This is a genomic window from Arthrobacter endolithicus (assembly GCF_026627425.1).
Taxonomy (GTDB): domain Bacteria; phylum Actinomycetota; class Actinomycetes; order Actinomycetales; family Micrococcaceae; genus Arthrobacter_M.
In genome coordinates this window covers 112,100-125,345 of record NZ_JAPNLH010000007.1, presented here as the reverse complement: position 1 = coordinate 125,345, position 13,246 = coordinate 112,100, and the positions used below count along the sequence as shown (strand labels likewise).

At 63.4% G+C, this 13,246-nt stretch carries 15 protein-coding genes; 3 read left to right on the top strand and 12 right to left on the bottom strand.

Annotated elements, in window-relative coordinates; genetic code table 11:
- Positions 1-26: 26 nt before the first annotated feature.
- From OS914_RS08290 to OS914_RS08260, 7 genes are all read right to left on the bottom strand, one after another.
- Positions 27-641, bottom strand: a complete 615-nt coding sequence (locus OS914_RS08290; RefSeq protein WP_267545582.1) for an FtsB family cell division protein — start codon at positions 639-641, stop codon at positions 27-29.
- 84 nt (positions 642-725) lie between these two features.
- Entirely contained in the window at positions 726-2,009 is a 1,284-nt protein-coding gene (gene eno / locus OS914_RS08285) for a phosphopyruvate hydratase (protein WP_267545581.1), read from the bottom strand.
- Between the two features lie 173 nt (positions 2,010-2,182).
- Entirely contained in the window at positions 2,183-2,953 is a 771-nt protein-coding gene (locus OS914_RS08280) for a MazG nucleotide pyrophosphohydrolase domain-containing protein (protein ID WP_420713905.1), read from the bottom strand.
- 35 nt (positions 2,954-2,988) lie between these two features.
- Positions 2,989-4,182: an adenosine deaminase gene (locus OS914_RS08275; RefSeq protein WP_420713899.1), complete on the bottom strand. Its 1,194-nt coding sequence runs from the start codon at positions 4,180-4,182 to the stop codon at positions 2,989-2,991.
- Between the two features lie 9 nt (positions 4,183-4,191).
- On the bottom strand, positions 4,192-4,905 hold the full coding sequence (locus OS914_RS08270) for a DedA family protein (RefSeq protein WP_267545580.1): 714 nt from the start codon (positions 4,903-4,905) through the stop codon (positions 4,192-4,194).
- Between the two features lie 130 nt (positions 4,906-5,035).
- Entirely contained in the window at positions 5,036-6,340 is a 1,305-nt protein-coding gene (locus OS914_RS08265; RefSeq protein ID WP_267545579.1) for a thymidine phosphorylase, read from the bottom strand.
- Positions 6,337-6,765, bottom strand: coding sequence for a cytidine deaminase (locus OS914_RS08260; protein ID WP_267545578.1), 429 nt, complete (start codon positions 6,763-6,765; stop codon positions 6,337-6,339). The genes OS914_RS08265 and OS914_RS08260 overlap by 4 nt, the downstream gene beginning before the upstream one ends.
- A gap of 414 nt (positions 6,766-7,179) precedes the next feature.
- Here OS914_RS08260 and OS914_RS08255 point away from each other — a divergent pair, with 414 nt between their 5' ends.
- Positions 7,180-7,428 (top strand): helix-turn-helix domain-containing protein, encoded by a 249-nt coding sequence (locus OS914_RS08255; RefSeq protein WP_324290638.1) that lies wholly within the window; start codon positions 7,180-7,182, stop codon positions 7,426-7,428.
- 24 nt (positions 7,429-7,452) lie between these two features.
- Here the strand turns inward: OS914_RS08255 and OS914_RS08250 are convergent, their stop codons facing one another.
- From OS914_RS08250 to OS914_RS08230, 5 genes are all read right to left on the bottom strand, one after another.
- Positions 7,453-8,514, bottom strand: a complete 1,062-nt coding sequence (locus OS914_RS08250; protein WP_267545576.1) for an NADP-dependent oxidoreductase — start codon at positions 8,512-8,514, stop codon at positions 7,453-7,455.
- A gap of 61 nt (positions 8,515-8,575) precedes the next feature.
- Positions 8,576-9,043, bottom strand: coding sequence for an organic hydroperoxide resistance protein (locus OS914_RS08245; RefSeq protein ID WP_267545575.1), 468 nt, complete (start codon positions 9,041-9,043; stop codon positions 8,576-8,578).
- A gap of 42 nt (positions 9,044-9,085) precedes the next feature.
- Positions 9,086-9,589: a MarR family winged helix-turn-helix transcriptional regulator gene (locus tag OS914_RS08240; RefSeq protein WP_420713898.1), complete on the bottom strand. Its 504-nt coding sequence runs from the start codon at positions 9,587-9,589 to the stop codon at positions 9,086-9,088.
- 78 nt (positions 9,590-9,667) lie between these two features.
- A complete protein-coding gene (locus OS914_RS08235) occupies positions 9,668-10,870 on the bottom strand; it encodes an amidohydrolase (RefSeq protein ID WP_267545574.1) in 1,203 nt (400 codons plus the stop codon).
- A gap of 116 nt (positions 10,871-10,986) precedes the next feature.
- Entirely contained in the window at positions 10,987-12,135 is a 1,149-nt protein-coding gene (locus tag OS914_RS08230; RefSeq protein ID WP_420713904.1) for a mannose-1-phosphate guanylyltransferase, read from the bottom strand.
- Between the two features lie 209 nt (positions 12,136-12,344).
- Here OS914_RS08230 and sdhC point away from each other — a divergent pair, with 209 nt between their 5' ends.
- Positions 12,345-12,725: a succinate dehydrogenase, cytochrome b556 subunit gene (gene sdhC / locus OS914_RS08225; RefSeq protein WP_267545572.1), complete on the top strand. Its 381-nt coding sequence runs from the start codon at positions 12,345-12,347 to the stop codon at positions 12,723-12,725.
- A 2-nt stretch (positions 12,726-12,727) separates the two neighbouring features.
- Positions 12,728-13,192, top strand: a complete 465-nt coding sequence (locus OS914_RS08220) for a succinate dehydrogenase hydrophobic membrane anchor subunit (protein WP_267545571.1) — start codon at positions 12,728-12,730, stop codon at positions 13,190-13,192.
- The last annotated feature ends 54 nt before the right edge of the window (positions 13,193-13,246 follow it).

The following is a 13,246-nucleotide window of genomic DNA, read 5'->3' as shown; positions in this document are numbered from 1 at the left end:
ATATTCCGCCCGGCCGCTGCTGCGTGCTATTCGGTCGCGGAGCGCTTGATCGATTGGATGAGTCCGTCGACCCACGGCAGCGTTGCCGTGGTCCCGGACGATGCAGGGGAGCTGCCCGACGGCTGAGAGCTGGGTCCCGAGCCGTCCGCACCATACACCCAATAGCCCGTTTCTCCGGGCATCAACATATTAACCCGGTCCCGGGCCTGCTGCTTAACATAGGCCGGATCGCTCCACCTGGCCGCCTCATTCTTCAGCTCGGTCTGCTGCTGCTGCTTGACCGAGATGTCCTGCTCCAGCGCGGAAATCTGCGCCCGCTGTTGCAGGTAGGTATGGATGGAGGGTGCCAGCAAAACCGTGATGGTCAGCAGGACGACGGCGAGAGCCAGCAGACGGCCGGAAAATGCCCGGGCCGGTACGGGCTTGGGCCCCCTTGCCGGCGTTTCAGGAGAATGCCGGTAAACCACTTTCGCTGCAGCGGCTGGTCGCCCGCCGGTTCGGGTGAGCGATTTCCCGGCGGGGCCCGCAGCTGGTCCGGACCCGGCGGCAGGATTAGAATCCGGAAAGCCGGATTTGGGCACCGCTGCCTTGTCCGCACCGGCGTTTGCTGCGCGCGGCACTTTGGGACGACGGGTACTCATGGCTCTCCTGAATCTGCTGTTGTGCGGTCCGGCCGCGGCCCGACTGGCTAAGGCCTGGAGTTAACCTTAGCCAGTCACCGGTGTTTACTTAGCCGTGAAACGCGGGAAGGCAGCAGATCCGGCGTAACGGGCGGCGTCATCGAGCTCTTCTTCGATGCGCAGCAGCTGGTTGTACTTCGCGACCCGCTCCGAGCGGGCCGGAGCACCAGTCTTAATCTGTCCGGCGTTGGTAGCCACACAGATATCGGCAATCGTCGTGTCCTCGGTTTCACCTGAACGGTGGGAGGTAATCGTCGTATAACCCGCGCGCTGGGCCAGCGAGACGGCGTCCAGCGTTTCCGTCAGGGTGCCGATCTGATTGACCTTCACGAGCAGAGAATTGGCCGTCTTCGCATCGATGCCACGCTGCAGGCGCTCCGGATTGGTGACGAAAAGGTCATCCCCGACGATCTGGACCTTCTCGCCGATGGCGTCGGTGAGCGTCTTCCAGCCTTCCCAGTCGTCCTCGTCCAGCGGGTCCTCGATAGAGACCAACGGGTAATCCTGAACCAGTTCTTCGTAGTAGGCGCTCATCTGCGCCGCTGTCTGCGACGTGCCTTCAAACTGGTAGGTGCCGTCCTTGAAGAACTCCGACGACGCGACGTCCAGGGCCAGTGCCACGTCCTTGCCGGGAGTGTAACCGGCCCGCTTGATGGCCTCCAGGATCAAATCCAGGGCGGCCCGGTTGGACGGCAGATTCGGCGCGAAGCCGCCCTCGTCTCCCAGCCCGGTGGAAAGGCCCTTTTCCTGCAGCACGGCCTTGAGATTGTGGTAAACCTCCACGCCCCAGCGCAGCCCCTCGGAAAAGGTCGAGGCCCCGAGCGGGACCACCATGAATTCCTGAATATCAACGTCGGAATCGGCGTGGGATCCGCCGTTGAGAATATTCATCAGCGGCACGGGCAAAACGTGCGCATTCGGTCCACCCAGGTAGCGGTAAAGGGGCAGATCGGAGGAATCGGCGGCGGCATGGGCCACGGCCAGTGAAACGCCCAAAATGGCGTTGGCGCCCAGATTGGATTTGTTCGGCGTGCCGTCCAGTTCCAGCATGGTCTGGTCGATCAGCCGCTGATCCGTTGCATCGAAGCCGATCAGTGCCGGGGCAATGGTGTCTATGACCGCGTCAACCGCCTGGCGGACGCCCTTGCCCTGGTAGCGGCCTTTTTCATTGTCCCGGCGTTCCGCGGCCTCGAAGGCTCCGGTGGACGCGCCGGACGGAACCGCTGCACGGCCTACCGATCCGTCGTCGAGCCCCACCTCGACCTCGACTGTCGGGTTACCCCGGGAATCCAAAATTTCGCGTGCATGAATGGCGTCAATGATGGCCATGTACGGCTCCTAGGATGTGCTGCCTTGCATCGGGGCAGCTGGCGGTTGAATGTCGACCTCGCTGTCCCACCTAGCCTAGCGCCTAAATCCCGCAGCCCGCCGGGAGCCCGGATCTACCGGCCGTGGTGCCGGAAGCAACGTGCGCTGCCGCCTCAGGAGCCACGGCAGGGGCGTCATTTGGCCGCCGGGGTCTCATTTTCGGAGTCGGCGCCGTTTTGGAACCGCCGGACGGCCGTTCGCAGCGCACGTTCGGCGTCCCATCCGTTGCTGTGGGCAGTGCGTACGACGGCGAACAGCAGCTCACCGAGCTCTTCTTCGCTCTGCGGCGGCGCGGATTCAGGCCCGCCATGGAGGGGTTCCGGACCAGGCAGCGCGGCCGTAGTTGGTAGGGCACGATCCAGCGACTTTTGCGCCAGGGCAAGAGCGGGGAGGGCTGCAGGAATGCCGTGGAAGACGGACCCGGCGCCGGCAAGCGCTCGCTCCACGTTCTTCACGCTCCGCCAGGTAGCCTCAATCTCCGCCAGGTCGCCGGGGCCTGCCGAGTTGTCAGGGCCTGCGGAGTAGTCGGGGCCTGCGGAGTTGCCGGGGCCTGTGGGGAAACCGTCCAGTAAGGATCCGTTTGGATCGAACACGTGCGGGCTGCGTCGAATCATTTTCGCGGTCAGCGCCTGCGCCACGTCGGCGATGTCGAAGGCGCCGGTTTCCTGCGCCAGGCGGGCATGCAAAACCACCTGCAGGAGGATGTCGCCGAGCTCTCCCCTGATCTCGTCGCGGGATCCCGTCTCGATAGCCTCGACTAGTTCGTACGACTCCTCGATCAGGTACTGCACCAGCGATTCATGCGTCAGCTCCGCCATCCATGGGCAGTGCTGGCGCAGCTGGGCAATAACCTCAATCAGCCGCCGCAGCTCCACAGCAGGGTCAGGGCCGGCCGGCTCCCGCACGGCAGGCACGTCTGATCCGGCCGGCCCGGCGGCCATCAGCGCGCGCCGCTATAGGCCTCGATCAGGTGATCCGCCAGCGCCTCGCGGTCCTCCAGCGGCAAAAAGGCAGCTTCGGCAGCGTTCAAGGACAGTGCCAGCAGATCATCCAGATCGTAGTCAAAGACCTCCATCAGCAGCTCGAACTCACCCGTCAGGGTGACCCCGCTCATCAAACGATTATCCGTATTGATCGTGACGCGGAATCCGGTCTGGTACAGCAGGTCCAGCGGATGGTCAGCAATACCGCCGCCGAATCCTGCGATCGCCCCGGTCTGCAGGTTTGACGACGGGCAGATTTCCAGCGCTATGCCCCGGTCCCGCACCCAAGAAGCCAATTCCCCCATCGTGACGACGCCGACAGTATCATCTGCACTCAGGCCTTCTGTGTCGAGGTCGGAGGCGCCAACCGCTGCCTCGTCTGCGTCTTGCGCCGCGATGTACTCCACCTCAATGTCTTCAGCGATCCGCACGCCGTGGCCAAGCCGCTGTGCACGTCCGTGCACCAGCGCATCCTGAATGCTCGCCAACCCGGCGGCCTCGCCGGCATGGACCGTCGTCGGGAAATTATGCTCGGCAAGGTAGGTGAAGGCATCCTTGAACCGGGACGGCAGGAAGCCTTCTTCGGCGCCGGCAATATCAAAGCCGACAGCGCCGGAGTTCCGGTGCCGCACTGCGAGCTCGGCGATCTCCTGACCGCGGTCCGCGTGGCGCATGGCCGTGATCAGCTGCCCCACCTGAATATGCCGCCCTGACTCCTCCACCGAGGCCACCCCGGCTTCCAGACCTTCCTGCACGGCGTCAACCGTTTCATCCAGAGTCAGGCCGGCCCGTAGGTGCTGCTCGGGCGCCCAGCGCACTTCGCCGTAGACGACGCCGTCGTCCGCCAGATCTTCAACAAACTCGCGGGCAACCCGGATCAGGCCGTCCCGCGTCTGCATGACCGCGATGGTGTGGTCGAAGGTTTCCAGATAGCGGACCAGCGAACCGGAATCAGCCGATTCGCGGAACCACTGGGCCAGCGCCACCGGGTCCGTGGAGGGCAGCTTGTGCCCGGCGGCGGCTGCCAGCTCAATGATAGTGGCGGGACGGAGACCCCCGTCCAAATGATCGTGCAGGGAAACTTTCGGCAGGCTCTGCAGGTCCAAAGTCTTCTCAGATGCGGTCATGGCGTCTTGCGCGGATTCAGTCACCGTTCAACTCTAGCGCCCTGATCCCTGGCGCTGTCGGTTCGCTGCCGGCCCGGTTCCCGCCGCCCGACCCGCTGCCGCGCTGGATTTGGCCCGTTTGCTGAGCCAGCTGTGGAAGAACTTCATCGCGTTATCGACAATGAATCCCATGATGATGGCAAACACGATGGCGATGCCCACGCCGAGCAGCGGGTTGTGATGCACCCATCGGCCGGCAAAACTGCCGATGCCCACCGAATATCCCGACCAGGTCAGCGCCGCGGCGAAGTCCAGCCAGAAGAATTTTTTCCAGGGGAAGCGCGTTGCGCCGGCGGTGAAGTTGACGGCGATCCGGCCCACCGGAATATACCGGGCGGTGAAAATCAGGATGGCCCCGCGCTTGTCCAGTTCCTTGCGTGCCCAGTCAAAGGCCTTTGCCGTCCGCGGTCTGCGCATCCAGCGGAATCGGCTGACCCCGAGCTTGCGCCCCAGGAAATAAGCGATGTTATCTCCCATGATGGCACCGATGGCGCCGCCGGCCAGCAGCAGCCAGATGTTCGGCTCCCCCAGCCTTGCGGAAATCGCGGCGAGGGCCACAATGGCTGTTTCGCTGGGGAGGAAAAGAAAGAATCCATCGATCAGGCAGAAGAGCATCACCAACGGCACAACCCACCATTGGTTTGCCGAGTGCTCAATCAAACGGTTCAGCTCGCCCATTAGGTGGGGTAAGGCATTCAGCAGGTCCACTGGGGACGATTCCTCTCCGGGGGTGGGGCCATCTATAGTTTCCCACGCCAGGCTCACGCAAACCATCACTCTTTAGGCCTACATTACGCCGTTCTCCTCCGCCTGGAGTATGAGTCTTCCGGTGGCGTCCCTAGTCGATGCGCGCCAGCACGAGCTGCTGCGCCGGGCGCGAGCCTTCCGGCGCTATCAGCACCGCGTCGGTCAATGCCTCGCGGGCCCGGTCGAACTTCTCCGGGGTATCGGTGAGCAGCGTCATCAGCGGCTCGCCGGCCCGCACCAGGGCACCCGGTTTAGCATGCAGCCGCACCCCGGCTCCGGCCTGCACCGCGTCTTCTTTGCGCGCCCGGCCTGCTCCCAGGCGCCACGCGGCGACGCCGACGGCCAGCGCGTCCAATTGCACCAGGACTCCGTCGGCCGGCGCGTAGATCACCTCGGCTTCCTTGGCCTGCGGCAACGCGGCGTCGGGATCACCGCCCTGGGCGGATATCATTTTCCTCCAGACGTCCATGGCCCGGCCGTCCCGCAGGGCGGCGGCCGGATCGGCATCGTGGACGCCGGCGCCGGCCAGCATTTCCTCCGCCAGCCGGAGGGTCAGTTCGACGATGTCTTCCGGGCCGCCGCCGGCAAGTACCTCCACCGATTCCTGCACCTCGATCGCGTTACCTGCCGTCAGTCCCAGCGGTGTGGCCATATTCGTCAATAAGGCAACCGTATGGACGCCGGCATCCTGGCCCAGCGCCACCATAGTTTCCGCCAGTTCCCGTGCCATGGCTTCGGTTTTCATGAACGCGCCAGAGCCAACTTTGACATCCAGCACCAGGGAACCTGTGCCCTCGGCGATTTTTTTACTCATGATGGAGGAGGCAATCAGGGGGATGGCTTCCACCGTGCCGGTGACGTCACGCAGAGCGTATAACTTCTTATCCGCCGGGGCCAAGCCGGCGCCCGCGGCGCAGATAACGGCGCCGACCTCGCTGAGCTGGCGCATCATGGCAGCATTGCTCAGCTCGGCCCGCCAGCCGGGGATGGACTCAAGCTTGTCCAATGTCCCGCCGGTGTGGCCGAGCCCGCGGCCGGAGAGCTGCGGCACAGCAACGCCGAACACGGCAACCAGCGGTGCCAGCGGCAAGGTGATTTTGTCCCCCACCCCACCGGTGGAATGCTTGTCGCTCGTGGGCTTGACGGCACCGGAGGGGCTTCGCAGGCCGGAGAAATCCATCCGTTCTCCGGAAGCGATCATGGCAGCGGTCCAGGCCGAGATTTCCTCCCGGTTCATTCCGTTGAGCAGGATCGCCATGTTCAGGGCCGCCATTTGCTCCTCGGCGATGGTCCCGCGTGTGTACGCATCGATGGTCCAGTCGATCTGCTCGCGGCTGAGCGTCCCGCGGTCCCGTTTGGTGCGGATGATGTCGACGGCGTCAAAAGTTTCGGTCATGAAAGTTCCTCCAGAGGTTGGGGGCCGAACGCATCGGGCAGCACGTCGTGCATGGTCCTGATGCCGGCAGTGGTCATCAGGACCATGCCGGGCGCCCTGAATTCATACAGCAACTGCCGGCAGCGCCCGCATGGCATTAGCAGTGCGCCGGTGGAATCAACACAGTAAAAAGCCGTCAGCCGGCCGCCGCCGGTCATTTGCAGCTGGCCCACCATGGTGCATTCGGCGCAGAGGGTGAGTCCGTAGCTGGCGTTCTCCACATTGGCCCCGCTGACAATCCTGCCGTCCTCCGTCAGCGCGGCTGCGCCCACCGGAAATCTGGAGTACGGCGCGTAGGCATGCAGCATCGCCGCATGCGCGGCGGCCGCCAGCGACTCCCAGTCAATTGCGCCGCCGTCGTCCGCGCCGCCCCTGCGATCCGCCATAGCTTAGCCTTTCAGATACGGAATGCCGCCGGCTGCAGAATGCTCTTCAGATTCCCCGCCACTGATATTTTCGCGGCGCTGCGCTGTGGATGCGGTGATGACAACACCCTATTGCGTGATGCGCTTCACGATCAGCATTTTTGTGCCCTTGACCCGCATTTCCCGAAATTGTTGGACTCCTGTTACCTGGCGCCGGCCCCTGCACCAAAAGCCATTTCCGGAACCATCACGGTCCTGGCCTGGTTGGGCGACAACAGCGGGACTACCCGTAGCCACTTCTTGGGACTGTGCATATGATGTGCAAAAAGTTGTACGAGTGGATGAAGGGACGAGTGGTTGACGGCACGAGTGATTGAAGGTAGGCACGTTTACTGATTCGTCGCGGAGTTGATGGGCAAACAGAAGTGGGACGCAATGGTTGATCTGCAGAAGTTCGAGGATGCGCACTATCTCACGGTGGCCGAGGTCGCGCTGGCCATGCGTGTGTCAAAAATGACCGTTTATCGGCTCGTTCATGCCGGCGAGCTGCCGGCCGTCCGCTTCGGCAAGTCCTACCGGGTTCCCGAACAGGCGGTGGAAGAGTACCTAAGTGCCGAGCAGCACGCGGCAGCGACACCAGACCCGCTTCCGCAGTCACCTCAACGGACGGGTCGCACTCAGTGAGTTCCCAATAGTCCACAATTACGTTTAGTCCAGCACAACCACCATCTTCCCTGTGTTGGCCCCGCGCAGCAGGTCGATGAACGCCTGCGGTGCATTTTCCAGCCCGTGAACGAAAGTCTCATCGAAACGAATAGTTCCTTCTGAGAGCCAGCTTGCCATCTGTGCCGCGAATTCGCCGGCGAGGTGCTGGTAACTGCCGACAATGAACCCTTTCAAGGTCAGTTGTTTTCCGATGGCGAGGGCAAGGTTCGCCGGCCCGGGGACGGGCGCTGTGCTGTTGTACTGCGAGATGGCACCGCACATGGCTACCCTGCCAAAGCGGTTCAGGACCGAAATTGCCGCTTCCAGGTGTTCGCCGCCCACATTGTCAAAATAAACATCGATGCCGGAACCTTCACCAAGCGCTGCCTTGAGCTGATCCTTGACGGGACCATCATGGTAATTGAAGGCTGCGTCGAAGCCCAGTTCCAGCAGCCGCGCCACTTTTTCCGCGGAGCCTGCGCTGCCAATCACTCGTGCGGCCCCAAGGTTTTTGGCGATCTGACCTACCAAGGATCCCACCGCGCCTGCGGCGCCGGAGACAAATACTGTCTCGCCCGGTTTGAAGGCGGCCACGTCCGTCAGCCCGGCATAGGCGGTGAGGCCCGTCATGCCGAGGGCTCCCAGGAAGGCCGTGGGATGCGCCAGCGCCGGATCCACGGTACGTGCCGCCCCCTCCGCGAGGACCGCATAGTCCCGCCAGCCCAGCGAATGCAGGACAACATCACCCACCCTGTGTTCGCTGCTGCGCGAGGCAATCACCTCACCGACGGCGCCGCCGTCGAGCGCCACATCCAGCGCAAAGGGCGGACTATACGACTTCACGTCGTTCATTCGGCCGCGCATGTACGGATCGACGCTCATGGCCGTGTTGCGGACCAGGATCTGTCCCGCCAGCAAATCAGGAAGCTCGGCTTCGCTGAGCCGGAAGTTTTCCGGTACCGGCGCCCCCTGCGGACGCGACGCGAGCTGCACCTCGCGGGTAGTACCGGGAAGTGCCGATTGGCCGACGGCGGGAGTGTCGTTGCTGTGCGCTTGATGGGTCATCTGAATGCCTCCATTAGGGGTGGGATTTCTCTGCTGCTGGCTGGACTAGCTGCTGGCTGGACTAGCTGTCGGCTGAACTGCCGACCATAGATTCTGTGGTCGCGCCCGTGAGCTCAAGGATGCTCAGTTCGACGCTGATATTGCCACGCGTGGCATTGGAATAGGGGCAAATCAGATGGGCTGACTCCGCCAGCTCCTGGGCGGCGGTTCGTTCCAGATGCGGCAAACCAATCTCCATCCGCACCCCGATCCCGTAGGCACCGCCAGCGACCGCGCCGAAGTCCACGCTGGCGTTCACCGTGGAGCCCGAGACATCCACCTTGTGGCGCCGCCCTGCCAGCCGCAGAGCGGAGTGGAAGCAAGCGGCATAGCCGGCAGCAAACAACTGCTCGGGATTGGTGCCGTGTCCGTCCCCGCCCAGTTCCACCGGCGCGGCCAGTGTCACCTCAAGCTGACCGTCGGAGCTTCGGGCCTGTCCGTTGCGCCCGTCGCCGGTGGCGCGGGCCTGTGCCGTGTAAAGAACTTTCATAGTCATCCTTAGTTAGGAAATCCAGGAACCCTTAAGCTGCCGTTAGAGTGCCGCAGCATGCAAGGCTGCGGTAAGCCGGGATAGCGTGCCGCGAAGCTGATCCAACTCGCCGGGCTTCAGCCCCGCGGCCGCTGCGAGCTGCTGCGGAACCGCAGCCGCCCGCTCCCGCAAGGCGTCGCCGTCGCCGGTCAGGTGAACCTGCACCCGCCGCTCATCATCGGCGCTCCGCTGACGCTGCACCAGTCCGGCAGCCTCCAGCCGCTTCAACAGCGGAGACAAGGTACCCGAATCCAGCGACAGCTCCTCACCCAGTTCCCGCACTGACGCACCGTCCCGCTCCCAGAGCAGGAGCAGCACAAGATACTGCGGATAGGTCAGCCCAAGCTCCTGGAGCATCGGCCGGTAGACCGCAGTGGCAGCGCGGGAGGCAGAGTATAGGGCGAAACAAACCTGCCGCTGGAGCAGCTGATGCTCGGAGATCCGCGGCGCGCCCTGGGTTGGGGCATCTATAGCCGCCGCCTGGCGGATCATTGAATTCCCTTTCATTCCTCTAAGATAGCGCGCAATTCAATTGTGCACAACCGAACAGGGGACATCTCCGTTCACCTCGGCTGCCCCGGCCGGCTAGGTGAGATCCCGGATGGCCCGCAGCGCCGCCGCGCCCAGCACCCTAATCCCCAGCCCCAGCGCCCGTTCGTCGACAATGTAGTCACCGCGGTGCAGGTCATACTGCTCGCCGCCTGGTACGTGGGTCCCCAGCCGCATTAGCGCACCCGGGGTGTCCTGCAGGAACCAGGCAAAATCCTCGCCGCCCATGGACTGCGGAGCCAGAACGACGGCGTTCTCGCCAAGTTCCGCTCGGGCAGCTGCCTCGATCAACGCCGTCTCATGCTCCGAATTCACCACCGGCGGGACACCGCGGGTGTGCTCCAGCCGGACGTCGACGCCATAAGGAGCGGCGACCTGCTGGACCACCTGATCCAACAGCTCCCCAGCGGAGTGCCATGCTTCACGGTCCAGGCAGCGCATGGTGCCCGCCATGAAGCCAGTGCCGGGAATGGCGTTCGGAGCAGAACCAGCCCCGATCTGTCCCCAAACCACCGACACCCCGCTGCGCACGTCGACGCGGCGGGAAAGAACAGCAGGGACATTGACTGCGATTTGCGCCAACGCAAAGACCAGATCCTCGGTCAGATGAGGCCGCGAGGTGTGGCCACCGCGGCCGGAGAGCTCAATCTTGATGGTGTCCGAGGCACTCGTAATGGAGCCAATGCGCGTCCCAATATGGCCCACCTCGATCCTCGGGTCGCAATGCAGCGCCAAAATCCGCGGCACACCCTCGAGCGCACCCTCCGCGATGCAATCCAACGAGCCTCCGGGCATGATCTCCTCGGCGGGCTGGAAAATAATTCGTATGCTCGCGCCAAGCGGACGCTGGGCATGCATGTCGGCCAACAGCAAGGCGATTCCCAGCATCGCCGTGGTGTGAATGTCGTGGCCGCAGGCGTGCGTGACGCCGTGGTTGCGCGATGCAAACGACAGCCCGGTTTCTTCCAGGACCGGCAAAGCATCAATGTCACCGCGGAGCGCGGTGGCGATCGGGCCCTCGCCCACGTCAACGAAAAGCCCGGTGCCCTTGAACGGGTGCGGATTCAGCCCGGCCTCTTTGAGCCGTTGCACCAGTTTTTCGGTGGTGCGGTATTCCTGCCGGGAAAGTTCCGGATGTGCGTGCAGATCGCGCCGGAAGGCCTGCAGCTCTGCGAGTTTCGGCTCCAGCCAAGGGGCGATCAGGGCGGTCGGTTCGATCTCTGCAGAGTAATTGCGCACACAGAAACTCTAGCGACCCCTGATCGCATCACGGGTATTGACGGCGCACCGTTACGGTCCGGCGGCTCTGGCGGGCCGCTCCAGCAGGAGTCCGGCAGCGTCCGACGGCGCCCTGTCTAGAGAACGTCCGTGTCGCCGCTGGCCTTCAGATGGTCCACCGCGCTCTTCACCTGCTGCGCGTGCGCCGTCGTCGTCACCAACAGCGCGTCCGGCGTGTCCACGATGACGACGTCCTTGATCCCAATCAGCGCGATGACACGCTTGGTGTCGGTGACGACCACGCCGGAAGCACCCTCGGTGAAAACCCGGGCACCTTCCCCGACCACGGTCACATCGTCCACTTCTTTGGCGCTGTTGAGCCGGCCAATCGCGGCGAAGTCCCCCACATCGTCCCAGCTGAACGTCCCGGGGATCACGGCAACGTCGCCGGCGTCGGCCGCGGGTTCGGCTACCGCGTAGTCAATGGCCGTCTTCGGCAGCGTCGGCCAGATCCGCGCGGTAACTTCCTGCTGCCGGTCAGTTTCCCACGCGTCGGCGATTTGGCTCAGGCCGGCAAAGAGCTCCGGCTGGTTCTGCTCCAGGTGCTTGAGCATGAGGGCCACAGGGGCAACAAACATCCCCGCGTTCCAGTTGTAATCTCCGCTGGCCAGATATTCGGCCGCCACCGACTCGCTCGGCTTTTCCACAAATTCGACGACGGCGTGGGCGCTGGGAGCACCGGCAACGTCCAGGGCGGCGCCGGTCCTGATGTAGCCGAAACCGGTGGAAGGATGCGTGGGCTTGATGCCGATCGTCACGATCTTGCCCGTCGCTGCAGTGAAAATCGCCTCCCGGACCGCAGCTTGGAATTCCACGTCGGGGCTGATCACCTGGTCCGCGGCAAAGGAACCCATGATGATGTCCGGATCCCGCCGGTACAAAATCGCGGCCGCCAGTCCGATCGCAGCCGCAGAATCCTTGGGCTCGCTCTCCAGCACAAAGTCGGCATCCTTGATCTCCGGCAGTTGACGGCAAACGGCCTCGCGGTGGGCAGTGCCGGTGACGACGACGATACGGTCGCCGGCCAGCGGCGCAAGCCTGTCATAGGTGGCACGCAGCAGCGTGCTGCCCGAATTCGTCAGATCGTGGAGGAACTTCGGCGCAGCGGCACGGGACAGTGGCCACAGCCTTGTACCCACTCCGCCTGCGGGAATGACTGCATAAAACCTGTCCAAAGGCTGCGCGGAAAGGGCCTCGGCGGATCCGGCGTCCGGGGTATATTGCATTTGCGTATTCATCACCGGCCAGTCTAATGGACTTCAGTCCGCACCCTCTGGCGGCGGTCTGTGATCAGGGCCATAGAGCAAAACGCGCCTAATTTGAATAAGCTGTATGCGAAGCCTACATTTAGGCCTGAGCTACGAGTGCTCTCGCAACGAGCGTAACCCCGCGTGGAACCACGCTAGCGCCGCTGTGATGCAGAGAGGATTATTGCGTGCCGACAAAACCAGCTGGCACTCTGTACCGCGGCCGAGAAGGCATGTGGTCCTGGGTGGGACACCGAATTACGGGTGTCGTCATTTTCTTTTTCCTGTTGGTTCACGTTCTGGACACCTCGCTGGTGCGCGTATCCCCGGAGGCGTACACCGCCGTCATCGGCGCGTATAAGAACCCGGTCATGGGCTTGGGCGAGGCCGGCCTGGTCGCCGCCATCGTTTTCCACGCGTTCAATGGTCTGCGGATCGTTGCCATCGACTTTTGGAAGAAGGGCAACAAGTACCAGGCCCGGCTACTCTGGTCCGTCCTGATCCTCTGGGTCGTCGTAATGGTGCCGTTCCTGATCCGTCACCTTTCCATCGTTTTCGGGGGGCACTAATCATGGCCACACCTACAATCGACGCCCCGCGCAGCGGCAAAATCGATGTCAAGTACAACCGCAGGAGGGGCGGCAAGGGCAACTTTGAAATGGTTGCCTGGCTCTTCATGCGCCTCTCCGGCGTCGTTCTGGTGGTATTGATCTTCGGACACCTGTTTGTGAACCTCATGGTCGGCGATGGCATCCACGCCATCGACTTCGGCTTCGTGGCCGGCAAATGGGCCAGCCCGTTCTGGCAGATCTGGGACCTGCTGATGCTCTGGCTCGCCATGCTCCATGGCACCAATGGCGTGCGGACCATCATCAACGACTACGCCGAGCGCAACGCTACGCGGATGACGCTCAAGACGGTGCTTTACATAGCAACCGTCGTCATCATCGTCCTCGGCACGCTGGTCATTTTCACGTTCGACCCGTGCCCGGCCGGCGCTGTGACGGACCTCCCGTCCTTCTGCACCGCCAAATGACAGGCATCTGAGCGACAAATCAGCGCAGGTTCGGGCCACCAACGGTAGACGCAC